Source organism: Pseudomonas sp. SWRI81 (genome assembly GCF_014268545.1).
In the GTDB taxonomy this organism is placed as follows: domain Bacteria; phylum Pseudomonadota; class Gammaproteobacteria; order Pseudomonadales; family Pseudomonadaceae; genus Aquipseudomonas; species Aquipseudomonas hamedanensis.
Map to the genome: position 1 here is coordinate 208,982 of NZ_JABWQS010000001.1, position 24,417 is coordinate 233,398.

Sequence of the window (24,417 nt, forward strand, 5' to 3'; positions counted from 1 at the left end):
GTAGGTGCTTTCCACTGAAAGCCTGGCATCCAAGTGAGAGGCTGCATCGCAAGGAGTTTAGATGAGTGCCGATAACGCCTACGCGGTCGAGCTGAAGGGAGTTTCCTTCAAGCGCGGTGCGCGCAGCATTTTCAATAACGTCGATATTCGCATCCCGCGCGGCAAAGTCACCGGCATCATGGGGCCTTCCGGGTGTGGCAAGACCACGCTGTTGCGCATGATGGGCGCGCAGTTGCGCCCGTCCAGCGGCGAAGTCTGGGTCAACGGCCAGAACCTGCCGACGCTGTCGCGCAGTGATCTGTTCGATGCGCGCAAGCACATGGGCGTGCTGTTTCAGAGCGGCGCGCTGTTTACCGATCTTGATGTCTTCGAGAACGTGGCGTTCCCCCTGCGTGTGCATACCCAACTGCCGGAAGACATGATTCGCGACATCGTTCTGCTCAAGTTGCAGGCGGTGGGTTTGCGTGGCGCCATCGATTTGATGCCCGATGAATTGTCCGGCGGTATGAAGCGCCGTGTGGCACTGGCGCGTGCCATCGCGCTGGACCCGCAGATTCTCATGTACGACGAGCCCTTTGTCGGCCAGGACCCCATCGCCATGGGCGTGCTGGTGCGCCTGATCCGTCTGCTCAACGATGCGCTGGGGATCACCAGCATCGTGGTCTCCCACGACCTGGCAGAAACCGCGAGCATCGCCGACTACATCTATGTCGTGGGCGACGGCCAGGTGCTGGGGCAGGGCACGCCGGACGAGTTGATGAACTCGCAAGAGCCGCGCATTCGTCAGTTCATGACCGGCGACCCCGATGGCCCGGTGCCGTATCACTTTCCAGCGACGGATTACCGCGCAGATCTTCTGGGGAAGCGCTGATGCGCAGAATTTCATTGATAGAACGCGTGCGCCGGTTTGGCGAAGCGGCGATCGACGCCGTTGCGGTGTTTGGTCGTGCGACCTTGTTCCTGTTTCATGCCTTGCTGGGTCGCGGCGGCATCAGCGGCGGTTTTGGCCTGCTGGTCAAGCAGCTGCATTCGGTAGGCGTCATGTCGCTGGTGATCATCGTGGTCTCCGGCATCTTTATCGGCATGGTCCTCGCCCTGCAGGGCTTCAGTATTTTGTCGAGCTATGGTTCCGAGCAGGCGGTGGGGCAGATGGTTGCCCTGACGCTGTTGCGCGAGCTGGGTCCGGTGGTCACAGCGTTGCTGTTTGCCGGGCGCGCCGGTTCGGCGCTGACAGCCGAAATTGGCAACATGAAGTCCACCGAGCAGTTGTCCAGCCTGGAAATGATCGGTGTCGATCCGCTCAAGTACATCATCGCCCCGCGGCTGTGGGCCGGTTTCATTTCCCTGCCAGTGCTGGCGATGATCTTCAGTGTGGTGGGCATCTGGGGCGGTTCGTGGGTGGCCGTCGACTGGCTGGGCGTGTATGAAGGCTCCTACTGGGCGAACATGCAGAACAGCGTGAACTTCGTCGACGACGTGCTCAACGGCGTGATCAAAAGCATCGTTTTCGCCTTTGTCGTGACCTGGATCGCCGTATTTCAAGGCTATGACTGTGAGCCCACTTCCGAGGGGATCAGTCGTGCCACTACCAAGACCGTGGTGTTTGCCTCGCTGGCAGTGCTCGGCCTGGACTTTATTCTGACCGCTTTGATGTTTGGAGATTTCTGATGCAAAACCGCACCCTGGAAATCGGTGTCGGCCTGTTCCTGCTGGCAGGGATCCTGGCTTTGCTGCTGCTCGCCTTGCGGGTCAGTGGCCTGTCTGCGACTTCGTCCACCGACACTTATAAACTGTATGCCTATTTCGACAATATCGCCGGTTTGACGGTCAGAGCCAAAGTGACCATGGCCGGTGTGACCATCGGCAAGGTCACGGCGATCGATCTGGATCGCGACAGCTTTACCGGTCGGGTCACCCTGCAAGTGGATAAAAAGGTCGACAACCTGCCGGTTGATTCCACAGCGTCTATCCTGACCGCGGGTCTGCTGGGCGAGAAGTACATCGGTATCAGTGTCGGCGGCGAAGACACCCAGTTGAAGGATGGCGGAACCATCCACGACACGCAGTCGTCACTGGTACTGGAAGACCTGATCGGTAAATTCCTGCTCAATACCGTTAGCAAAGACGCCAAATGAGGAGCTTTTGAATGATCTCTATCTTGCGACGTGGCCTGTTGGTGTTGCTCGCGGCACTGCCGTTGATGGCTAACGCTGCGCCGGGACAATCGGCACATGATCTGATTCAGGACACGACGAACCGGATGCTTGCCGATCTGCAGGCCAACAAAGAGAAATACAAGCAGGACCCACAGGACTTCTACACCGCGCTGAACAACATTGTCGGCCCTGTGGTAGATGCCGAAGGCATTTCCAAGAGCATCATGACCGTGAAGTATTCGCGTAAGGCGACGCCCGAGCAGATGCAGCGCTTTCAGGAAAACTTCAAGCGTGGCCTGTTCCAGTTCTACGGCAACGCGCTGCTTGAGTACAACAACCAGGGCATCACCGTCGATCCTGCCAAGGACGAGTCGGGCGATCGCACCAGCGTCAACATGACCGTCAAGGGCAGCAATGGCGCGATCTATCCAGTGCAATACACGCTGGAGAAGATCGGCGGCGAGTGGAAACTGCGCAACGTGATCATCAATGGCATCAACATTGGCAAGCTGTTCCGTGATCAGTTTGCCGACGCGATGCAGCGCAATGGCAACGACCTCGACAAGACGATCAACGGTTGGGCCGGTGAAGTGGCCAAGGCCAAGCAGGAAACCGACAAAGCTGCTGCGAAGCCAGCGCAATGAGTGAGGCGGCAGTGCGTATGAGTGATGTCGACGAGCTTGTGCTCAGTGGCGTGCTGGACTATCGCACCGGGCCGGACCTGAGAAGGGAAGGCCAGGCGCTGATCAAGTCGAGCAAGGCAAGCTCGTTGGTGATCGATTGCTCGGCAGTGAAGAAGTCCAGCAGCGTCGGCCTGTCGTTGCTGCTGTGCTTCATGCGCGATGCACAGGCGGCCGGCAAAGCTGTCAGCATCCGCGCAATGCCGGAAGACATGCGCGAAATCGCTCAGGTCAGTGAGCTGACTGAACTGTTGGCGCACCCCTGAACCCACATCTATTAAAAGCCCCCCGTCAGAGTCCTGCGTTGCGGGGTTCGCAGGCGCGGGGCTTTTTTGTATGATGTCCGACCCGTGCGCACAGGGCGCCGATTGAGGTTGAGCATGCAGGCCAACGAAGTAAAGAGCTTCCTTGAAGAAAAGCTGGCAGACGGTTTTCCACAAGTGCAGGTTGAAGTTGAAGGCGAAGGCTGCAACTTTCAGCTGAACGTGATTAGCGATGAACTGGCGGCGTTAAGCCCGGTCAAGCGTCAGCAGAGCATCTATGCCCATTTGAACCCATGGATCGCTGATGGCAGCATCCATGCGGTCACTATGAAATTTTTCAGCCGCGCGGCCTGGGCCGAGCGCACCTGAGCCCTAGGGCGTCGAGATACTAATGGATAAATTGATTATTACCGGTGGCGCTCGCCTTGATGGCGAGATCCGCATTTCCGGCGCGAAAAACTCCGCCCTGCCGATCCTGGCCGCCACCCTGCTGTGCGATGGCCCGGTGACTGTTGCCAACCTGCCGCACCTGCACGACATCACCACCATGATCGAGCTGTTCGGTCGCATGGGCATTGAGCCGGTGATCGACGAGAAGCTCAGCGTCGAAATCGACCCGCGCACCATCAAGACCCTGATCGCACCGTACGAACTGGTAAAAACCATGCGTGCGTCGATCCTCGTACTGGGGCCGATGGTCGCGCGTTTCGGTGAAGCCGAAGTGGCACTGCCTGGCGGTTGCGCTATCGGCTCGCGTCCGGTCGACCTGCACATCCGTGGTCTGGAAGCGATGGGTGCGATCATCGACGTCGAAGGCGGCTACATCAAGGCCAAGGCGCCTGAAGGCGGCCTGCGCGGTGCGCACTTCTTCTTCGATACCGTCAGTGTGACCGGTACCGAGAACATCATGATGGCCGCCGCCCTGGCCAAAGGCCGCAGCGTGCTGCAGAACGCCGCCCGTGAGCCTGAAGTGGTCGACCTTGCGAACTTCCTCAACGCCATGGGCGCCAAGGTTTCCGGTGCCGGCACCGACACCATCACCATCGATGGCGTCGAGCGTCTGGGTTCGGCTTTCTATAAAGTCATGCCTGACCGTATCGAAACCGGTACCTACCTGGTCGCCGCCGCCGTGACCGGTGGCCGCGTCAAGGTCAAGGACACCGATCCGACCATCCTCGAAGCCGTTCTGGAAAAACTCCGTGAAGCCGGCGCAGAAATCACCTGCGGTGAAGACTGGATCGAGCTGAACATGCACGGCAAGCGTCCGAAAGCCGTAAACGTGCGCACCGCGCCGTACCCGGCGTTCCCGACTGACATGCAGGCGCAGTTCATCTCGCTCAACGCCATTGCCGAAGGCACCGGTGCAGTGATCGAGACGATCTTCGAAAACCGTTTCATGCACGTGTACGAGCTGCACCGCATGGGCGCCAAGATCCAGGTCGAAGGCAACACCGCGATCGTCACCGGCACCGAGATCCTCAAGGGCGCGCCAGTGATGGCCACCGACCTGCGGGCTTCGGCCAGTCTGGTGATCTCGGCACTGATGGCCGAAGGCGACACGCTGATCGACCGCATCTACCACATCGACCGTGGTTACGAGTGCATCGAAGAAAAACTGCAGATGCTGGGCGCCAAGATCCGTCGCGTTCCGGGCTGATTGCTGCATTGGGACACAGGGACGTGTCCGCTGAGTTTTCGAGTCGAGCCGGTTACCGGCTCGATGTGTGTCCGGCGCCGATTGCGACCGGGCATGAGTACCTTGATAAGGACTGACGTTTCCCATGTTGACCATCGCACTGTCCAAGGGCCGCATCCTTGACGACACCCTGCCGCTTCTCGCCGAAGCGGGCATCGTGCCGACCGAGAATCCGGACAAGAGCCGCAAGCTGATCATCCCCACGACCCAGGACGACGTGCGTCTGCTGATCGTGCGCGCCACCGATGTGCCGACCTACGTCGAGCATGGCGCGGCCGACCTTGGCGTTGCCGGCAAGGACGTGTTGATGGAATACAGCGGCCAGGGCCTGTACGAGCCGCTGGACCTGCAGATCGCCCAGTGCAAGCTGATGACGGCCGGCAAGATCGGCGCAGTCGAGCCCAAGGGCCGTCTGCGCGTGGCGACCAAGTTCGTCAATGTCGCCAAGCGTTACTACGCCGAGCAGGGCCGTCAGGTCGACATCATCAAGCTGTATGGCTCGATGGAGCTGGCGCCGCTGATCGGGCTGGCCGACAAGATCATCGACGTGGTCGACACCGGCAATACCCTGCGCGCCAATGGCCTGGAACCTCAGGAACTGATCGCCACGATCAGCTCGCGCCTGGTGGTCAACAAGGCTTCGATGAAGATGCAGCACGCCCGAATCCAGGCGTTGATCGACACCCTGCGCAACGCAGTGGAGTCTCGACACCGCGGCTGATTCACCTGCGCGGCCCGAGGCCGCGCCGTCTATCCGCCTCATAGCCAGAATTCTCAGGTGCCCAAGCGGATCGAATGCCAGTATCGGGCGCCTGAGTTATTTGCCATTCCTATGAGGCTCTCGCTATGACCGCACCGACTGCAATTCGCCGACTCAACGCTGCTGACCCGGATTTCGCGCATCATCTGGATCATCTGCTGAGCTGGGAAAGTGTGTCTGACGACTCGGTCAATCAGCGCGTGCTGGACATCATCAAGGCGGTGCGCGAGCGCGGTGACGCGGCGCTGGTCGAATTCACTCAGAAGTTCGACGGTCTGGAAGTGGCGTCGATGGCTGATTTGATCCTGCCGCGCGAGCGCCTCGAACTGGCGCTGACCCGGATCACGGTCGAACAGCGCGAGGCTTTGGAAAAAGCCGCAGCACGGGTGCGCAGCTACCACGAAAAACAGAAGCAGGATTCCTGGAGCTACACCGAAGCCGATGGCACGGTGCTGGGCCAGAAGGTCACGCCGCTGGATCGCGCCGGCCTGTATGTACCGGGCGGCAAGGCCTCGTATCCGTCGTCGGTGTTGATGAACGCGATTCCGGCCAAGGTCGCCGGCGTGACCGAAGTGGTCATGGTCGTGCCAACGCCGCGCGGTGAAATCAACGAACTGGTGCTGGCCGCTGCCTGCATCGCCGGGGTTGACCGGGTGTTCACCATCGGTGGCGCGCAAGCGGTTGCCGCACTGGCTTACGGCACCGAAAGCGTGCCGAAAGTGGACAAGGTTGTTGGTCCGGGCAATATCTATGTCGCCACGGCCAAGCGCCACGTGTTCGGTCAGGTCGGCATCGACATGATCGCCGGCCCTTCGGAAATTCTCGTGGTGTGTGACGGCCAGACCGATCCGGACTGGATCGCCATGGACTTGTTTTCCCAGGCTGAGCACGACGAAGACGCCCAGGCGATTCTGGTCAGTCCGGACGCCGAGTTCCTCGACAAGGTCGCCGCCAGCATCGACAAACTGCTGCCGACCCTGGATCGCGCGACCATCATCGAAACCTCGATCAATGGCCGTGGTGCGCTGATCCAGGTGAATGACATGGCCCAGGCCATCGAAGTCGCCAACCGCATTGCGCCGGAACACCTGGAATTGTCGGTCGCCGATCCGCAGGCTTGGCTGCCGCAAATCCGCCACGCCGGTGCGATCTTCATGGGCCGCCACACCTCTGAGGCACTGGGCGACTACTGCGCCGGACCGAACCACGTGCTGCCGACCTCCGGCACCGCGCGCTTCTCCTCGCCGCTGGGCGTGTATGACTTCCAGAAGCGCTCGTCGATCATTTTCTGCTCCGAGGCCGGGGCTTCGGAGCTGGGCAAAACCGCCTCCGTGCTGGCCCGTGGTGAATCGCTCAGCGCCCACGCGCGCAGCGCCGAATACCGCATCAAAGACCAGGATTTTTTGAAAGGGCAGGGGGAATGAGCATGAGTAAATTCTGGAGCCCGTTCGTCAATGATCTGGTGCCGTATGTGCCGGGCGAACAGCCGAAGCTGACCCGACTGGTCAAGCTCAACACCAACGAAAACCCCTACGGTCCGTCGCCAAAAGCACTGGCGGCGATGCAGGCCGAGCTCAACGACAACTTGCGTCTGTACCCGGACCCGAACAGTGATCTGTTGAAAAACGCCGTGGCCAACTATTACGGCGTACAGACCAATCAGGTGTTCCTCGGCAACGGTTCGGACGAAGTGCTCGCGCACATCTTCCACGGATTGCTGCAACACGATCAGCCGCTGTTGTTCCCCGACATCAGCTACAGCTTTTATCCCGTCTATTGCGGTCTGTACGGGATCGAATTCGACGCGGTGCCGCTGGATGCGCAATTCCAGATCAACCCGGCCGACTACGCCAAACCGAATGGAGGGATCATCTTCCCCAACCCGAACGCCCCGACCGGTTGCCTGCTGGCGCTGGAGGCGGTCGAGCAAATCCTCAAGGCCAGCCCGGATTCGGTGGTGGTCGTTGACGAGGCGTATATCGACTTCGGCGGTGAGACGGCCATCAGTCTGGTGGATCGTTACCCGAACCTGCTGGTGACCCAGACCCTGTCCAAGTCCCGTTCACTGGCGGGCCTGCGTGTTGGTCTGGCAGTGGGGCATCCGGATCTGATCGAAGCGCTGGAGCGGATCAAGAACAGCTTCAACTCCTATCCGCTGGATCGTCTGGCGAATGTCGGGGCGGCGGCAGCGTTTGAAGATCGCGCCTACTTCGACAAGACCTGCCGTCTGGTCATCGAGCACCGTGAATGGGTGGTCGGGCAGTTGCAGGCCAAGGGTTTTGAAGTGTTGCCTTCAGCGGCAAACTTTATTTTCGCCCGCCACCCGCAGCATGACGCGGCAGGGCTGGCGGCCAAGCTGCGCGAGCAGGGCGTGATCGTGCGGCATTTCAAGCAAGAGCGGATTGCGCAGTTCTTGCGAATCTCGATGGGTACGCCGGAGCAGAATCAGGCGCTGATCGACGGCCTCGGCGATCTCTGACCAGCTCTGCTTTCTGTAGGAGTGAGCCTGCTCGCGATAGCGGAGGGACATTCAACATTGATGTTGGCTGACCCGGCGCAATCGCGAGCAGGCTCACTCCTACAGGGGATTTGTAGCGTTTATTCGTGATGCGGCTCGCCCAAGAAAGTCAGCGAACTGAACAACCCACGACTGTCCACATCCACATTGTCCTTCACCGGCACCTCAACCTGCGCCGCAATCACATTCAACCCTTCATTCCTCACTAGCACTTGCGCACGCCCATCCTTGTCCGTCTCGGTGCTCAGCGTATTCGGCGCGCTGCGATAGTCGCCAATCAACTTCACCCCGGCCGCCGGTTTGCCATCGAGCAATACTCGCACCGGCAACGATTTGCCTGGCCCTACAGTCAGCGGATCGACCTCCGGCAGGATCAGCAGTTTGATTTGATCAAGCTTCGGCAACTTCGCCCCCGGCTGATAGATCGCCAGGCTGTATTTGAAGGTTTGCGTAGCCTCGGTGGCGCCGGGCACTTTGCTGCGTCCTTCGTTGACCCATTTCTTGTCCGCCGTCTGCGACCACATGCCATTGTCCAGTGCCACGGCCACCACCGCCGGCGGCTTCAACGGTTTCAGCCGTGCGTGATCGGCCAGACGCTCGACGCTGACCGGGATCATCTTGCCGCCCGCGTCATACGCCCAGGCGCCACTGATTTTCTGCGCCTTGAACGCGTTGTCTTCGGCGCCGTGACCGTAGACCACTTCGATATTGCCGCGGCGTTGTTCGGTCCACAGGCCATGGGCCGAGGCGTGGCCGGCGAACAAAGCGGCGAGGATCATGAGGGTTTTGCCGTAGTGCATGGGGACGTCCTTTTACAGGTTGAGTGTCAGGCTGACGGTGAAGTTGCGCGGCTCGCCGGGGTTGACCCAGTAGTTGCTGTAGGCGCGCTCGTAGTATTTCTCGTCGAAGATATTGTTCAGGTTCAGGCCGACCGTGACGTTGTCGCTGGCCTTGTAATGGGCGAGCAAGTCCACGGTTTGATAGGCAGGCAATTCGAAGTCGCTACCGGACTCGCCCGAGCGATCGCCTACATAGGTGAACGCTGCGCCGATGTCGGAACCGCGCAGATGGCCATCCTGAAATTCATAAACACCGAGCAGACTGCCGCTGCGTTTGGCCACGCCGAGGATGCGGCTGCCAGTGGGAATGCTCGCATCGCCCTTGGTGACTTCGGCGTCGATGTAAGCGAAGGCGCCGATCACCCGCACGGCGTCGGTCACCTGGCCGGTGATTTGCCAATCGAACCCCTGACTGCGGGCCTTGCCCATGGCGCGGCTGGTGTCGGTTCCCGGATCGAGGGCGAGGACGTTTTCCTTGTCGATGTGGAAGAAGGCGAGGGTGCTGCTTACACGCTCGTCGAACAGCTCGTTCTTGATGCCGATTTCGTAACCGACGCCTTCTTCCGGGTCGAAGGATTTGCCGGAAGCATCCAGGCCGTTGTTCGGTTTGAATGAGGTCGAGGCGTTGGCGAAGAGGCCGGTGTTCGGCGTCAGTTGATAGAGCAGGCCGGCGCGTTGAGTCAGAGCATCGTGACGCTGCTGGCTTTTGGCGTTACGGCTGTGATCGTCGATGCGCTGATCGAAATGCTCGAAGCGCGCGCCGACCATGCCGCGCAGTTTGTCGGTAAAGATGATCTGGTCCTGCAGGTTCAGCGCATGACTTTCGACGTGCTCGAAGAAGTCGGTGCCTGAACGAGCGCCGTTGGGTTTCGGCTGGCCGTAAATCGGCTTATAGATGTCGATGGCGTAGGGACCGCCGGCAATAGTGGTGACGCGCTCGTCCTTGCGGTAATTCTCGTACTCGGTGCCGACCAGCAACTCATGCTGCCAAGGCCCAAGGTCGAACAGCCCGCGCAGTTCCAGTTGGGTGATGCTGTCGTGCCAACTCGTATCGCGTTCACGCAAGCGGCGGTTGACCGTGTGGCCGTCGGCGTTCAGCGCCCGTTGTTCCGACGCATCGCCCCAGAGTTTGCCTTCCTTGTAATGGCTGGCCAGGCGCAATTTCCAGCTGTCGTTCAGATGGTGTTCAAGGGTGGCCTGGAGCAGGTTGTTGTGGTTGTCGATGTCGCCGTCGTTGGGCTCGCCGAGGAAGGTCGAACGCGAGACACCGCTCCATTTATTGTTCGGCGCGACGATGCCGCGATCGAATGTCGAGCTGTGACGGACAATTTCACTTTCCACCAACAGCGACGTGTCCGGGTTCAGCTGCCAACTGATCGACGGCGCAACGAATACGCGCTTGGCGTCGACGTGATCGCGGAAGCTGTTGTTGTCCTCGACGGCGAGGTTGATGCGCGAGAGCACATCCCCCTGTCCATCGAGAGGCGTATTGACGTCCAGCGCGGTGCGATAGCGATCCCAACTGCCAGCGCTGGTTTGCAGGGTGGTGAAGGCTTCGGGCTGGGGTTTCTTGGTCACGATGTTTACCGTGCCGCCCGGATCACCGCGGCCATACAGGCTGGCGGCCGGGCCTTTGAGTACCTCGATGCGCTCGATGTTGGCCGCGTCTGGGGTACTGGGATAACCGCGATTGGCGCTGAAGCCGTCCTTGTAGAACTCCGAAGTGGTAAAGCCGCGCACGCTGTATTCGTACAGCGTCAGGCCGCCGAAATTGTTTTGTTTCGATACGCCGCCAGCAAAATCCAGCGCGCGCTCCACGCTGGTGCTGCCCAGGTCGTTGAGGACGCTGGCCGGCACCACGCTGATGGCTTGTGGGATGTCGCGAATCGCCGTGTCGGTTTTGGTCGCACTGGCGGAGCGCGTCGCACGATAGCCTTTGACTGGACCTGTGGGCGATTCGTAGTCGGAGGTGACGCTGATGGCGTCGAGCTCCAGCGGCTGCGGCTCTTCGGCGAAGCCGGGATCACAGAGCAAACCCAGGGTCAGGCCCAGCAGTGAGGCCTTTTTGCGAGACGACATGTTATGTTGTTCCAATTGCTAGAATTGAAACAATATAACATGCCTGTTGAGAATGTCTGTTATTCACGCCACTGGCGCGAATACATTTTTATTCTTCTTTTTCTTTCACCGGAGCGGGCGGGGGACGCAAGCCGATTTCAGCCGTAAGCTTGATTTCCTTGCCGTTGCGCATCACCTGAATCGTTACCTTGTCGGTAGGCTTGATCCGCGCGACCTGGTTCATCGAACGGCGGCCATCGCCGGCCGGTTCGCCATCGATACTCAGGATCACATCGCCCAGCTGCAACCCGGCTTTCTGCGCCGGGCCATCGCGGAATATCCCCGCGACGACAATGCCCGGACGTCCGGACAAGCCAAACGACTCGGCCAGTTCCTGGGTCAGCGGTTGCACTTCGATGCCCAGCCAGCCACGAATCACCTGGCCGTGCTCAATGATCGACTTCATCACCTCCATCGCCAGTTTCACCGGAATGGCAAAACCGATGCCTTGCGAGCCGCCGGACTTGGAAAAGATCGCCGTGTTGATGCCGGTGAGGTTGCCGTTGGCATCGACCAGTGCACCGCCGGAATTGCCCGGGTTGATCGCTGCATCGGTCTGGATGAAGTCTTCGTAGTTGTTCAGGCCTAACTGGTTACGCCCGGTGGCGCTGATAATGCCCATCGTCACGGTCTGGCCGACGCCGAACGGGTTGCCGATGGCCAGAGCGACGTCGCCGATGCGGATGCTGTCGGAGCGGCCGACGGTGATTGCCGGCAGGTTTTTCAAGTCGATTTTCAGGACGGCAAGGTCGGTCTCGGGGTCGCTGCCGATGACCCGGGCCAGGGTTTCCCGGCCATCCTTCAATGCCACGACGATCTGGTCGGCGCCGCTGGTGACGTGGTTGTTGGTCAGGATGTAGCCTTCCGGGCTCATGATCACACCGGAGCCGAGGCTGGATTCCATGCGCTTCTGCTTGGGCGAGTTGTCGCCGAAGAAGCGCCGGAATTGCGGATCTTCAAACAAAGGATGCGCCGGTTTGTTGATGACCTTGGTGGTGTACAGGTTGACCACCGACGGTGCAGCGATGCTCACCGCGTCGGCATAGGACACCGGGCCCTGCTGCACGATAGTGGTTTGCGGGGCCTGCTGCAGGTTGACGTCAAGGCTCGGCAGCCCGACCCATTCGGGGTAACGCTGAATAATCAACAGAGCGATAAGCACACCGGCCAACAGTGGCCAGCCGAAAAAACGCAGCGCCTTGAGCATTAAGCACGTCCTGGAAAGGTTGCAGGCGGGGTCAGACCGCCCATAATGTCGCGCATTATACGAGGCCGCGCGCGCCTCTGAACGGGATATTTAGGAGTCTTTCATGGCCGTCGCCCTCAGCACCCTCGTCGCAGAAGCCGACCGTTACCTTGGCAGCGCCAAAATCGCCGATTATTGCCCCAATGGCCTGCAGGTCGAGGGCCGCCCGCAGGTGATGCGCATCGTCAGCGGTGTCACCGCCAGCCAGGCATTGCTCGACGCGGCGGTCGAGGCGGGAGCCGATCTGGTGCTGGTGCATCACGGCTATTTCTGGAAGGGCGAGAACCCGTGCGTCACCGGCATGAAACAGCGCCGGCTGAAAACCCTGCTCAAGCACGACATCAGTCTGCTCGCCTACCATTTGCCGCTGGATCTGCACCCGGACGTCGGCAATAACGTGCAGCTGGCACGCCAACTGGACATCACGGTTGAAGGGCCGCTGGACCCGGACAATCTGAAAATCGTCGGTCTGGTCGGCTCCTTGATCGAGCCGATGACCGCGCGTGATTTTGCCCGCAAGGTGCAAGACGTCATGGGCCGTGAGCCGCTGCTGATCGAAGGCAGCGGCATGATTCGCCGGGTCGGCTGGTGCACAGGCGGTGGCCAGGGGTATATCGATCAAGGCGTGGCGGCAGGCGTCGATCTGTTCATCAGTGGCGAGGCCTCCGAGCAGACCTTTCACAGCGCGCGGGAAAACGACATCAGCTTCATCGCCGCCGGCCATCACGCCACCGAACGTTATGGCGTACAGGCGCTGGGCGATTACCTGGCAAAACGCTTCGCCCTTGAACACATCTTCATCGACATCTCGAACCCTATCTGACACACCGCGTTTCCCCTGTAGGAGTGAGCCTGATCCAACATAGCTGTGACTGATTCACCGCTATCGCGAGCAGGCTCACTCCTACAGGGGGCTTTCCGCCCAAACGAGTGGGCATATTCATATGCCCTTTCGTTCTAGTTGGCGCCCTGATTAGAAGAGGTCGCTGTGCTAGGATTCCCCGCTCGAACACGGCCCGCTGGCCGTTCATAAGAAAGCTTTCGTGAGTAGCCATGGTCGACAAACTGACGCATCTGAAACAGCTGGAGGCGGAAAGCATCCACATCATCCGCGAGGTGGCCGCCGAGTTCGACAACCCGGTGATGCTGTACTCCATCGGTAAAGACTCCGCCGTGATGCTGCACCTGGCACGCAAGGCGTTCTTCCCGGGCAAACTGCCGTTTCCGGTGATGCACGTCGACACCCGCTGGAAATTCCAGGAAATGTACAAGTTCCGCGACAAGATGGTCGAAGAACTGGGCCTGGACCTGATCACCCACATCAACCCCGATGGCGTGGCGCAGAACATCAACCCGTTCACCCACGGCAGCGCCAAGCACACCGACATCATGAAAACCGAGGGCCTGAAACAGGCACTCGACAAACATGGTTTTGACGCAGCTTTCGGCGGCGCCCGTCGCGATGAAGAGAAATCCCGCGCCAAAGAGCGTGTGTACTCGTTCCGCGACAGCAAGCACCGCTGGGACCCGAAAAACCAGCGTCCCGAGCTGTGGAACGTCTACAACGGCAAGGTCAACAAGGGCGAATCCATCCGTGTGTTCCCGTTGTCGAACTGGACCGAACTGGACATCTGGCAGTACATCTACCTCGAAGGTATTCCGATCGTGCCGCTGTACTTCGCCGCCGAACGCGAAGTGATCGAGAAGAACGGCACGCTGATCATGATTGACGACGAGCGCATCCTCGAGCACCTGTCTGATGAAGACAAAGCGCGCATCGTCAAAAAGAAAGTGCGGTTCCGCACCCTTGGCTGCTACCCGTTGACGGGCGCGGTGGAGTCCGAGGCCGAAAGCCTGACGGACATCATTCAGGAAATGCTCCTGACGCGAACTTCCGAGCGCCAGGGCCGGGTCATCGACCACGATGGCGCAGGCTCGATGGAAGATAAAAAACGTCAGGGTTATTTCTAAGGGGCTGTCATGTCGCACGTATCTGATTTGATCAGCGAGGACATCCTCGCCTACCTGGGCCAGCACGAACGTAAAGAGCTGCTGCGCTTTTTGACCTGCGGTAACGTTGATGACGGCAAGAGCACCCTGATCGGGCGCTTGCTGCACGATTCGAAGATGATCTACGAGGATCACCTCGAAGCGATTACCCGCGACTCGAAGAAAGTCGGCACCACCGGTGACGACATCGACCTGGCCTTGTTGGTCGATGGCCTGCAGGCCGAGCGTGAGCAGGGCATCACCATTGATGTTGCCTACCGCTATTTCTCCACCGCCAAACGCAAATTCATCATCGCCGACACCCCCGGCCATGAGCAGTACACCCGCAACATGGCCACGGGTGCGTCCACCTGTGACCTGGCGATCATTCTGGTCGACGCCCGTTACGGCGTGCAGACCCAGACCCGTCGTCACAGCTTCATCGCTTCGTTGCTGGGGATCAAACACATCGTCGTCGCCATCAACAAGATGGACCTGAAAGACTTCGACGAAGGCGTGTTCGAGTCCATCAAGGCCGACTACCTGAAGTTCGCCGAAGGCTTGAAAATGAAGCCGACCAGCATGCACTTCGTGCCGATGTCTGCCCTCAAGGGCGACAACGTGGTGAACAAGTCCGAGCGCTCGCCGTGGTACACCGGCCAGTCGCTGATGGAAATTCTCGAGACTGTGGAAGTCGCCGGCGACCGCAACTTCACCGACCTGCGTTTCCCGGTGCAGTACGTCAATCGTCCGAACCTGAACTTCCGTGGTTTCGCCGGCACCCTGGCCAGCGGCATCGTGCACAAGGGCGACGAAGTCGTCGTGCTGCCGTCGGGCAAAAGCAGCCGGGTCAAATCCATCGTCACCTTCGAAGGTGAGCTGGAGCACGCCGGTCCCGGTCAAGCGGTGACGCTGACCATGGAAGACGAAATCGACATCTCCCGCGGCGATCTGTTGGTGCATGCCGATAACGTGCCGCCGGTCACCGACAGCTTCGAAGCGATGCTGGTGTGGATGGCTGAAGAGCCAATGCTGCCGGGCAAAAAATACGACATCAAACGCGCCACCAGTTACGTGCCAGGCTCGATCGCCAGCATCGTCAACAAGGTCGACGTCAACACCTTGGAAGAAGGTCCGGCGAGCGCATTGCAGCTCAACGAAATCGGCAAGGTGAAGATCGCGCTCGACGCGCCGATTGCTCTCGACGGTTACGAAAGCAACCGCACCACCGGCGCGTTCATCGTCATCGATCGTTTGACCAACGGCACCGTTGGCGCCGGTATGATCGTCGCCCAACCTGTGACGCATGGCACCGCCACGCACCACGGCAAACTGGCCCACGTTGCGACTGAAGAACGTGCCCAGCGCTTCGGCCAGCAACCGGCGACCGTGCTGTTCAGCGGTCTCTCGGGCGCGGGTAAAAGCACGCTGGCTTATGCGGTCGAGCGCAAGCTGTTCGACATGGGCCGCGCGGTGTTTGTACTGGATGGGCAGAACCTGCGTCACGACCTCAACAAAGGTCTGCCGCAGGATCGTGCCGGGCGCACCGAGAACTGGCGTCGTGCCGCGCACGTGGCGCGTCAGTTCAACGAAGCGGGCCTGCTGACCTTGGCTGCGTTCGTTGCGCCAAGTGCAGAAGGTCGCGAGCAGGCCAAGGACCTGATTGGCAAGGATCGTCTGGTGACGGTTTACGTGCAGGCTTCGCCAACAGTCTGCGCCGAGCGTGATCCGCAAGGTCTGTACGCCGCTGGCGGCGACAACATCCCGGGCGAGTCCTTTCCGTACGACGTGCCGCTGAATGCCGATCTGGTGATCGACACGCAGTCGCTGAGTGTTGAAGAAAGCGTCAAGCAAGTGCTGGAGCTGCTGCGTCAGCGTGGCGCCATTTAAGCGATAAAGCAGCGACAAGCTTCTAGCTGCAAGCGGCAAGAAAAAGCCCGCCGATGAGCAATCATCGGCGGGCTTTTTATTTCAGGCCAACGCGGTCAATCGTAGGAGTGAGCCTGCTCGCGATAGCGGTGTGTCAATCAACATCGATGGTGGCTGATCCACCGCTATCGCGAGCAGGCTCACTCCTACAGGGGATTAGTGGCGGTCGGGATATTCGCGGTGCATTTGTTCGAGCAACGCATCCTTGTCCAGCCACAGTTGATTGATCCAGCCCTGAAACTGCAGGCGGTACTCGCCGTCCTGGTCGTAGTTCTTGCCGATGAAGGCCGGCGGGATTTTGATTTCTTCAAAATGCACCACCACATCGCGCACGTTGCCGCACAGCAAATCCCAGAACCCCGGACGCCCGGCCGGGTAATGAATCGTCACATTGACGATCGACTCCAACTGCTCGCCCATCGCATCCAGCACAAAGGCGATCCCGCCGGCCTTGGGCTTGAGCAGGTATTTGAACGGCGACTGCTGCTGCGCATGCTTGCCTTCGGTGAAACGGGTGCCTTCGACGAAGTTGAAAATCCCCACCGGGTTATGGCGAAACTTCGCGCAAGTCTTGCGTGTGGTCTCCAGATCCTTGCCTTTCTTTTCCGGGTGCTTTTCCAGATACGCCTTGGAATAGCGCTTCATGAACGGAAAGCCCAACGCCCACCACGCCAGACCGATCACCGGCACCCATATCAGCTCTTGTTTGAGAAAGAACTTCAACGGCTGGATGCGCCGGTTGAGCACGTATTGCAGGACCAGAATATCCACCCAGCTCTGGTGGTTGCTGGTGATGAGGTACGAGTGCTGATAGTCGAGCCCTTGCAGGCCGCTGACGTGCCAGCGCGTGCGCCGCACCAGATTCATCCAGCCCTTGTTATTGCTGATCCACGCTTCGTGGGTGTGGCTCATCAGCCAACCGGCAATGCGCTGAGTCAAAGCAAATGGCAGCGCTTTGACCAGCGCCACGCAGAACAGAAATGAACACAGCGCAATGGTGTTCAGCGCCAACAGCAGCGAGGCGATCACGCCGCGCAGCGGTGCAGGGAGAAAGTCCAGCATTTACACATCCATAGGTCGGTTGGCGGCTTGGATCGCCGTAAGGGCGATGGTGTAGACGATGTCATCGACTTGCGCACCGCGCGGCAAATCGTTCACCGGTTTGCGCAGGCCTTGCAGCATCGGCCCGAGGCTGACGCAATCGGCGCTGCGCTGCACAGCTTTGTGCGTGGTGTTGCCGGTGTTCAGATCAGGGAACACGAACACCGTAGCGCGTCCGGCGACCTGACTGTTCGGCGCCAGTTGTCGGGCGACATCGGCGTTGGCGGCGGCGTCGTACTGCAACGGCCCGTCGATCAGCAACGAGTGCTGTTGCTCGTGGGCGAGGAGGGTGGCTTCGCGAACCTTCTCGACTTCTTCGCCGCTGGCCGATTCGCCGCTGGAGTAGCTGATCATCGCCACCCGTGGGGTGATACCGAAGGCTGCCGCCGAGTCAGCGCTTTGCAGGGCGATTTCCGCCAGTTCCGCAGCGCTCGGGTGCGGATTCATCACACAGTCGCCGTAGACCAGCACTTCTTCCGGGAACAACATGAAAAACACCGACGACACCAGCGTGCAGCCCGGTGCGGTCTTGATCAGTTGCAGGGCCGGGCGGATGGTGTTGGCGGTGGTGTTGATCACCCCGGACACCAGGCCATCGACCTCATCCAGTGCGAGCATCATGGTGCCGATTACCACAGTGTCTTCCAGTTGCTGCTCGGCCATCGGCGCATTCAGGCTCTTGGTCTTGCGCAGGGCGACCATCGGCTCGACGTAACGCTCGCGGATGTGATCCGGATCGAGAATTTCCAGCCCCGGCGGCAACACGATGCCTTGCGCGCGCGCTACCGCTTCGACGTCTGCAGGTTTTGCCAGCAACACGCAACGGGCGATCCCGCGTTCCTGACAGATGGCTGCCGCTTGCACGGTAAACGGTTCGCTGCCTTCGGGTAGAACGATGCGTTTGTTCGCCGCCTGCGCGCGCTGGATCAATTGATAGCGGAACACCGCTGGCGACAGGCGCATTTCCCGCGGTGTGCCGCAGCGCTGGTGCAGCCAGTTGGCGTCGAGGTGGCTGGCGACGAAATCGGTGATGATTTCTGCGCGCTCGCGGTCGTCGATCGGAATTTCCTTGTTCAGACCGTTGAGCAGGTTGGCGGTGTCGTAAGAACCGGTGCTCACCGACAGCACCGGCAAACCGGCCTGCAAGGCGCCACGGCACAGGTCCATGATGCGTGGATCGGGCAGGGTGTCGCTGGTCAGCAGCAGGCCGGCCAGCGGCACGCCGTTGATCGCCGCGAGACTGACAGCAAGGATGATGTCGTCGCGATCACCCGGGGTCACCACCAGCACGCCCGGCTTGAGCAGCTCGACGGTGTTGCGCATGGTGCGTGCACAAATGATGATTTTGCTCATGCGCCGGGTTTCGTAATCGCCGGCATTGAGCACCTGCGCGCCCATCAGGTCGGCGACATCACGGGTGCGCGGCGCATTGAGTTCCGGCTGGAACGGAATGCAGCCGAGTAGACGGAAATCGCCACTGCGCAGCAGCGGCGAATGCTCCTTCAGCCGCGCGGCGAACTCGTCCATGCTCTCCTCGGTCTTGACCTTGTTGAGGATTACGCCGAGGACTTTCGGATCTTTCGGGCCACCGAACAATTGCGCCTGCAGTTCGACGCGTCCGGAGAGTTCGGCGAGCACTTCGTTTTCCGGTGCCGAGACCAGAATCACTTCGGCATCGAGGCTCTTGGCCAGGTGCAGATTGACCCGCGCGGCGTAGCTGGCGCTGCGGGTTGGCACCATGCCTTCGACCACCAGCACATCCTTGCCGACGGCGGCCTGTTGATACAGCGCGATGATTTCCTCGAGCAGTTCGTCGAGCTGACCGTCGCCGAGCATTCGCTCGACATGCGCCAGACCCAACGGTTGCGGCGGTTTCAGGCCGTGGGTGCGCGCCACCAGTTCGGTGGAGCGCTCAGGGCCGGTGTCGCCCGGGTGCGGCTGGGCGATCGGTTTGAAGAAGCCGACTTTAAGCCCGGCTCGCTCCAGTGTGCGCACCAGCCCGAGGCTGATGGAGGTCAGGCCCACACCAAAATCGGTGGGTGCGATAAAAAAAGTTTGCATGGGAATTCTCTATGCAAGGGCGTCAGCCTATGTCTGGCGGACTACCGAAATTCAGTCGCCAAGGTTATCGCTAACCGAGCCTTGTGCGCACCAACCGCAGGCAAAGGGTTGGCCTATTTTTTCAATACGTTGCGCCGGGTCCAGGACCCAGGCGCGCGATTGCCAGGGCGGCTGGTGACGCAGGTGCTGGGTGTGGCCGCAGGAAAGCTCGGCGACCCAGTGACCTTCCTCGTCCTGGTGAAAGCCGGTGATGGTCGAAACCCGTTTGTCCGGGTTGTGGTCGCTTTCACGCGATTGCTTCGCTAAACTTGGCCTTTCTATATTCTTATGCAAAAGGTCTCGCCCCATGCTGATCGCCGCCAATAAGGCTGTCTCCATCGACTATACCCTGACCAACGACGCTGGTGAGGTCATCGACAGCTCCGCCGGCGGCGCTCCGCTGGTCTACCTGCAAGGCGCAGGCAACATCATCCCGGGTCTGGAAAAAGCCCTCGAAGGCAAAGCTGTCGGTGACGAGGTGAAAGTTGCCGTTGAGCCGGAAGACGCTTACGGCGAATACGCCGCGGAACTGGTCAGCACCCTGAGCCGCAGCATGTTCGAAGGCGTTGACGAGCTGGAAGTCGGCATGCAATTCCACGCGTCGGCGCCCGATGGCCAGATGCAAATCGTGACCATTCGTGACCTGGACGGCGATGATGTCACCGTCGACGGCAACCACCCGCTGGCCGGTCAGCGCCTGAACTTCGACGTAAAAATCGTCGATATTCGTGACGCCAGCCAGGAAGAAATCGCTCATGGTCACGTCCATGGCGAAGGTGGCCATCACCACTGATTTTCTGCGCTAAGCTTCGAGTACTGGAGAGGCGCCCGTGGGCGCCTTTTTAGTCCGCGGCTGTCCTTGGTGGCCCCGCCAAGTGGCTGTTTCGAGTAGAACACGAGAATCCTGGAGTTCGGTATGAGTGCTTTTCACGACCTTAAGCTGACAGCCCTGGATGGTCAGGAGCTACCGCTGTCGCCGTTCAAGGGCCAAGTCGTGCTGGTGGTCAACGTCGCCTCCAAATGCGGCTTGACCCCACAGTACGCGGCGCTCGAAAACCTGTATCAGCAGTTCAAAGCCAAGGGCTTCAGTGTGCTGGGCCTGCCGTGCAACCAGTTTGCCGGCCAGGAGCCGGGCACTGAACAGGAAATTCAGGATTTCTGCAGCCTCAACTATGGCGTGACGTTTCCATTGTCGAGCAAGCTTGAAGTCAATGGCCATGAGCGCCACCAGTTGTACCGCCTGCTGGCAGGTGAGGGCGCCGAGTTCCCCGGTGACATCACTTGGAATTTCGAGAAGTTTTTGCTCGGCAAGGATGGTCGGGTACTGGCGCGATTCTCGCCGCGCACGGCGCCGGATGATCCGAGCGTGATTGCCGCGATCGAAAAAGCATTGGCCTGAACCGGAAAATCGCAGCCTTGAGTTGCGATTTTTTTTGCCTGCCTTCTGACCCTTAATCATTTTGATCAATAGTGCTTTCACACTCGCGGGATCGTGCATATTATCGCCGTCATATCGATTCATGCCTGTCGCCAACGTTTCGTGGAGCCTCTCGATGCCCGTTCAAGCCCTGTTCAAACCGTTCCACCTCGGTGCTCTCGAATTGCCGACCCGGGTGGTCATGGCGCCAATGACCCGTTCGTTTTCGCCGGGCGGCGTACCGAATTCCAAAGTCATTGAATACTATCGTCGTCGCGCAGCGGCCGGTGTCGGCCTGATCATTACCGAAGGCACCACGGTCGGCCATATCGCCTCCAACGGCTACCCGAACGTGCCGCAGTTTTTCGGTGAAGCGCCGCTGGCAGGCTGGAAAAAAGTCGTCGACGCGGTCCACGCTGAAGGCGGCAAGATCGTCCCGCAACTGTGGCACGTCGGCAGCGTGCGCCGCCTCGGCACCGAGCCGGACGCCAGCGTTCCGGGCTACGGTCCGTCGGAAAAGCTCAAGGATGGTCAGGTCGTGGTGCACGGCATGAGCAAACAAGACATCCAGGACGTGATTGCCGCGTTTGCCCAAGCTGCCAAAGCTGCGCAAGACATCGGCATGGATGGCGTGGAAATCCATGGCGCCCACGGTTATCTGGTCGACCAGTTCTTTTGGGAAGGCAGCAATCAGCGTACCGATGAGTACGGCGGCAGTCTGGCCAACCGCTCGCGTTTCGCCATCGAATTGATCCAGGCGGTGCGCGCGGCGGTCGGCGAAGGTTTTCCGATCATCTTTCGCTTTTCGCAATGGAAGCAGCAGGATTACACCGCGCGTCTGGTACACACTCCTGAAGCGTTGGGTGAATTCCTCAAGCCGCTGTCTGACGCAGGCGTGGATATTTTCCACTGCTCGACGCGACGTTTCTGGGAGCCGGAGTTCGACGGCTCCGAACTCAATCTGGCGGGCTGGACGCGCAAGCTGACCGGCAAACCGACCATTACGGTCGGCAGCGTTGGCCTGGACGGCGAGTTCCTGCAGTTCATGGTCAACACCGACAAGGTTGCGCAGCCGGCGAGTCTGGAGAATCTGCTGGAACGGCTGAACAAGGAAGAATTCGATCTGGTGGCGGTGGGGCGCGCGCTGCTGGTCGACCCGGACTGGGCGCAGAAAGTTCGCGAAGGGCGTGAGCAGGATATTCTGCCGTTCAGCCGTGAGGCGTTGATGACCCTGGTTTAAGCGGCGCTTTCATTGATGCTATCGCGAGCAGGCTCACTCCTACAATTGGAATGCGTTCCCCTTGTAGGAGTGAGCCTGCTCGCGATAGCGGTCTCCAAGCCAGCCATGACTCAGGGCAATGTCTGCGCATTCGGCACTACCAGCTCCCCCTGACAAGCCCCCCGCAAATACCCTTCAAATTGCTCGATAATTGCCGCCCAGCCCTGCCGGCTGCCATGCTGTCGCGCATTCAGCCGCACACAACGCAACCGCTCATCTTCCTCCAGCAACCACGCCGCCGCCTCGCAAAAAGCCTGCTCATCGCCGGGCATCGCTGATACGCCGTTGTAGCCATGGCGGATATGCTGCGCCGCCGCGGCCTGGTCATAGGCCACCACACCCAACCCCGAGGCCAAGGCTTCCAACACCACGTTGCCAAAGGTTTCCGTCAGGCTCGGAAACACAAACACATCTCCAGAGGCATAGTGCGCCGCCAGGGCTTCGCCACGCTGAGCCCCGCAGAAAATAGCCTCGGGCAGGTCCTTCTCCAACGCTGTGCGCTGTGGACCGTCGCCCACCACAATCAGCTTCAGATTGCGCTGTGGATAAGTCTGGCGGAGTCTTTCGAAACAGCGTTTGAGCAGACCGAGGTTTTTCTCCGGTGCGAGTCGCCCTACGTGAATCACGGCTATATCGCGTTCAGCCAGCCCCCACTGCTGACGAAGTGTATTCAGCCGTTTGCTGGGGTGAAACAACTGGCTGTCCACACCGCGTGATAGCAGGGCGAGTCGCTCAAAATGCCGGCGTTCCAGCTCCAGGCGTTGGCTGACACTTGGCACTAGCGTCAACGCCGAACGATTGTGAAACCAGCGCAGGTAATGCGTGAGCATCCGTGTCAGTAAACCGAGGCCGTATTGGCTGGTGTATTGCTGGAAATTGGTATGAAAACCGCTGACCACCGCAATGCCCAGGCGTCGTGCCGCCCGCAGCGCCGACAACCCCAGCGGGCCCTCGGTGGCGATGTACAGCACATCCGGACGCTGATGCTTCCAACGCCGCAGCAGTTTATGCATCGATGACTGGCCCCATTGCAGGCCGGGATACCCCGGCAATGGCCAGCCGCGACACAGCAACAATTCGTCATCGCTACGTTGCTGATCGCCGGCCTGACGCGGGCGCACCAGGTCAACCTGATGCCCACGCGCGCGCAGTCCATCGCACAAGCGGCCAAGGGTATTGGCCACGCCGTTGATTTCCGGTGGGAAGGTTTCGCTGATCAGGGTGATGTGTAGAGCTGTCGTCATGACCTCAGTGTCGGCTGAGGCCATGTCGACGATGTGACGTTCGGATGATGGATTTGTGACTGGGTCAGTTTTGCGTAACGAGGTTCTCCGCACCGCGCTCACGCACCCAGAACAACGTCGCCCCGGCGACCGCCGCCGGCATCATCAGGATGTTGACCACAGGAATCAGCAACACCAGATACACGCTGCCGCCGAAACTCATGCTCTGCCAGCGCTTTTGCCGCAGCCAGGCGAGCATCTCGTTCCAGCCCAGTTTATGGTTGTCCGCCGGGTAGTCGATGTACTGGATCGCCATCATCCATACGCCGAACAGCAGCCATAGCGGCGCGGCGATGATGTTGACCACGGGAATGAACGAAAGGATGAACAGGCCGATCGCTCGCGGCAGGAAATAGCCGAGCTTGCGCATTTCCCGAGACAGGGTACGCGGGAGCATCGCGATCAGCTCGCCCCAACTGAACGCCGGGAAGTCGTCGGTGCCACGCACCACCACTTCGACTTTTTCCGCAAGGAAGCCATTGAACGGTGCGGCAATGATATTGGCGAGCAAGGTGAAGCTGAAAAACACCATCAGCACCACCAGCACCACGAACAAAGGCCAGAGGATGTAGCTGAGGAAGCTCAGCCATTCAGGCAGCGACGGCATCAGCGTGTCGACCCACAGACTGAACTGATGGCCGGCCAGATAGATCAAACCGACAAACAGCACCAGATTGATCGCCAGCGGCAACAGCACGAACAGGCGCAGGCCTGGGCTGAGAACCAGTTTGAGGCCTTCGCGCAGGTATTGCGGGCCGGAAAGAACGGGGGCGGGCATAGGGTGCTCCGAGCAAGGGAAAACGCGCCGACCTTACCGGCTTTGCAGCGGTGGTGAAAGCGCGGCAGTGTGATCGACATTCACTGTAACAAAGACGCCGCTCTTGTCGGGCGGTCGGCATAGAGACTACCTATGAGCTGGATTGTTAAACCGTATTTCCTTAATCTTGCCCCCCTCGATACGCTGCACCCAACTTTTTACAGGACTGTCGAGTTCAAGCCTTCCCCAAGGTCATCCACGGTCCTTTTTTATTCCCGCCGGCAGT

General features: G+C 59.9%; 24 protein-coding genes. 16 read left to right on the forward strand and 8 right to left on the reverse strand.

What is annotated here, in order from left to right; all coding sequences use genetic code 11:
* Positions 1-61 precede the first annotated feature (61 nt).
* From HU765_RS00895 to hisC, 10 genes are all read left to right on the forward strand, one after another.
* Complete coding sequence (locus HU765_RS00895; RefSeq protein ID WP_186547257.1) at positions 62-871, forward strand: ATP-binding cassette domain-containing protein; 810 nt, start codon at positions 62-64, stop codon at positions 869-871.
* The gene (gene mlaE / locus HU765_RS00900; RefSeq protein ID WP_186547256.1) at positions 871-1,668 is read left to right on the forward strand and encodes a lipid asymmetry maintenance ABC transporter permease subunit MlaE; all 798 of its coding nucleotides are present in this window, start codon (positions 871-873) and stop codon (positions 1,666-1,668) included. Before HU765_RS00895 ends, mlaE begins: the two co-directional genes overlap by 1 nt.
* A complete protein-coding gene (mlaD, locus tag HU765_RS00905; RefSeq protein ID WP_186547255.1) occupies positions 1,668-2,135 on the forward strand; it encodes an outer membrane lipid asymmetry maintenance protein MlaD in 468 nt (155 codons plus the stop codon). The genes mlaE and mlaD overlap by 1 nt, the downstream gene beginning before the upstream one ends.
* An 11-nt stretch (positions 2,136-2,146) precedes the next feature.
* Positions 2,147-2,800, forward strand: coding sequence for an ABC transporter substrate-binding protein (locus HU765_RS00910; RefSeq protein WP_186547254.1), 654 nt, complete (start codon positions 2,147-2,149; stop codon positions 2,798-2,800).
* Entirely contained in the window at positions 2,797-3,102 is a 306-nt protein-coding gene (locus HU765_RS00915; protein ID WP_186618693.1) for an STAS domain-containing protein, read from the forward strand. The genes HU765_RS00910 and HU765_RS00915 overlap by 4 nt, the downstream gene beginning before the upstream one ends.
* A 114-nt stretch (positions 3,103-3,216) precedes the next feature.
* Positions 3,217-3,468, forward strand: coding sequence for a BolA family protein (locus tag HU765_RS00920; RefSeq protein WP_186618694.1), 252 nt, complete (start codon positions 3,217-3,219; stop codon positions 3,466-3,468).
* Between the two features lie 22 nt (positions 3,469-3,490).
* The gene (gene murA / locus HU765_RS00925) at positions 3,491-4,756 is read left to right on the forward strand and encodes a UDP-N-acetylglucosamine 1-carboxyvinyltransferase (RefSeq protein ID WP_186618695.1); all 1,266 of its coding nucleotides are present in this window, start codon (positions 3,491-3,493) and stop codon (positions 4,754-4,756) included.
* Between the two features lie 124 nt (positions 4,757-4,880).
* Positions 4,881-5,516, forward strand: coding sequence for an ATP phosphoribosyltransferase (hisG, locus tag HU765_RS00930; RefSeq protein WP_095180378.1), 636 nt, complete (start codon positions 4,881-4,883; stop codon positions 5,514-5,516).
* A 125-nt stretch (positions 5,517-5,641) separates the two neighbouring features.
* Positions 5,642-6,979 carry a histidinol dehydrogenase gene (gene hisD / locus HU765_RS00935; RefSeq protein WP_186618696.1) on the forward strand — a complete coding sequence of 446 codons (1,338 nt, stop codon included), beginning with the start codon at positions 5,642-5,644 and terminating at the stop codon, positions 6,977-6,979.
* A 2-nt stretch (positions 6,980-6,981) separates the two neighbouring features.
* Complete coding sequence (gene hisC / locus HU765_RS00940; RefSeq protein ID WP_186618697.1) at positions 6,982-8,034, forward strand: histidinol-phosphate transaminase; 1,053 nt, start codon at positions 6,982-6,984, stop codon at positions 8,032-8,034.
* A 119-nt stretch (positions 8,035-8,153) separates the two neighbouring features.
* Here hisC and HU765_RS00945 read toward each other — a convergent pair whose 3' ends face one another.
* The 3 genes from HU765_RS00945 to algW form a co-directional block, all read right to left on the reverse strand.
* Positions 8,154-8,873 (reverse strand): DUF4198 domain-containing protein, encoded by a 720-nt coding sequence (locus HU765_RS00945; protein ID WP_186618698.1) that lies wholly within the window; start codon positions 8,871-8,873, stop codon positions 8,154-8,156.
* 12 nt (positions 8,874-8,885) lie between these two features.
* Positions 8,886-10,991 (reverse strand): TonB-dependent siderophore receptor, encoded by a 2,106-nt coding sequence (locus HU765_RS00950; RefSeq protein ID WP_186618699.1) that lies wholly within the window; start codon positions 10,989-10,991, stop codon positions 8,886-8,888.
* Positions 10,992-11,079: 88 nt separating this feature from the next.
* Positions 11,080-12,237 carry a Do family serine endopeptidase AlgW gene (algW, locus tag HU765_RS00955; protein ID WP_186547247.1) on the reverse strand — a complete coding sequence of 386 codons (1,158 nt, stop codon included), beginning with the start codon at positions 12,235-12,237 and terminating at the stop codon, positions 11,080-11,082.
* Between the two features lie 103 nt (positions 12,238-12,340).
* On the opposite strand from algW, the gene HU765_RS00960 reads away from it, so the two are divergent.
* From HU765_RS00960 to cysN, 3 genes are all read left to right on the forward strand, one after another.
* Entirely contained in the window at positions 12,341-13,099 is a 759-nt protein-coding gene (locus HU765_RS00960) for a Nif3-like dinuclear metal center hexameric protein (protein ID WP_186618700.1), read from the forward strand.
* 230 nt (positions 13,100-13,329) lie between these two features.
* A complete protein-coding gene (gene cysD, locus HU765_RS00965; protein WP_007912374.1) occupies positions 13,330-14,247 on the forward strand; it encodes a sulfate adenylyltransferase subunit CysD in 918 nt (305 codons plus the stop codon).
* A 9-nt stretch (positions 14,248-14,256) separates the two neighbouring features.
* Entirely contained in the window at positions 14,257-16,155 is a 1,899-nt protein-coding gene (gene cysN / locus HU765_RS00970) for a sulfate adenylyltransferase subunit CysN (RefSeq protein ID WP_186618701.1), read from the forward strand.
* 195 nt (positions 16,156-16,350) lie between these two features.
* Here the strand turns inward: cysN and HU765_RS00975 are convergent, their stop codons facing one another.
* From HU765_RS00975 to HU765_RS00985, 3 genes are read right to left on the reverse strand one after another with little or no spacing between them, the layout of a single operon-like run.
* Positions 16,351-17,256: an acyltransferase gene (locus tag HU765_RS00975; protein ID WP_186618702.1), complete on the reverse strand. Its 906-nt coding sequence runs from the start codon at positions 17,254-17,256 to the stop codon at positions 16,351-16,353.
* On the reverse strand, positions 17,257-19,356 hold the full coding sequence (gene pta / locus HU765_RS00980) for a phosphate acetyltransferase (RefSeq protein ID WP_186547243.1): 2,100 nt from the start codon (positions 19,354-19,356) through the stop codon (positions 17,257-17,259).
* Between the two features lie 51 nt (positions 19,357-19,407).
* The gene (locus HU765_RS00985) at positions 19,408-19,734 is read right to left on the reverse strand and encodes a DUF3565 domain-containing protein (protein ID WP_186547242.1); all 327 of its coding nucleotides are present in this window, start codon (positions 19,732-19,734) and stop codon (positions 19,408-19,410) included.
* On the opposite strand from HU765_RS00985, the gene HU765_RS00990 reads away from it, so the two are divergent.
* The 3 genes from HU765_RS00990 (at position 19,703) to HU765_RS01000 (ending at position 22,052) form a co-directional block, all read left to right on the forward strand.
* Positions 19,703-20,188 carry a peptidylprolyl isomerase gene (locus HU765_RS00990; protein ID WP_186547241.1) on the forward strand — a complete coding sequence of 162 codons (486 nt, stop codon included), beginning with the start codon at positions 19,703-19,705 and terminating at the stop codon, positions 20,186-20,188. The two genes, HU765_RS00985 and HU765_RS00990, sit on opposite strands and share 32 nt — an antisense overlap.
* A 123-nt stretch (positions 20,189-20,311) precedes the next feature.
* Positions 20,312-20,794, forward strand: coding sequence for a glutathione peroxidase (locus HU765_RS00995; protein ID WP_186547240.1), 483 nt, complete (start codon positions 20,312-20,314; stop codon positions 20,792-20,794).
* Positions 20,795-20,948: 154 nt separating this feature from the next.
* On the forward strand, positions 20,949-22,052 hold the full coding sequence (locus HU765_RS01000; RefSeq protein ID WP_186618703.1) for an NADH:flavin oxidoreductase: 1,104 nt from the start codon (positions 20,949-20,951) through the stop codon (positions 22,050-22,052).
* Between the two features lie 110 nt (positions 22,053-22,162).
* On the opposite strand, the gene HU765_RS01005 is transcribed toward HU765_RS01000, so the two are convergent.
* Both HU765_RS01005 and cysZ read right to left on the reverse strand, forming a co-directional pair.
* Complete coding sequence (locus HU765_RS01005) at positions 22,163-23,359, reverse strand: glycosyltransferase family 1 protein (RefSeq protein ID WP_186618704.1); 1,197 nt, start codon at positions 23,357-23,359, stop codon at positions 22,163-22,165.
* A 40-nt stretch (positions 23,360-23,399) separates the two neighbouring features.
* Complete coding sequence (gene cysZ, locus HU765_RS01010; RefSeq protein WP_186618705.1) at positions 23,400-24,152, reverse strand: sulfate transporter CysZ; 753 nt, start codon at positions 24,150-24,152, stop codon at positions 23,400-23,402.
* Between the last annotated feature and the right edge of the window lie 265 nt (positions 24,153-24,417).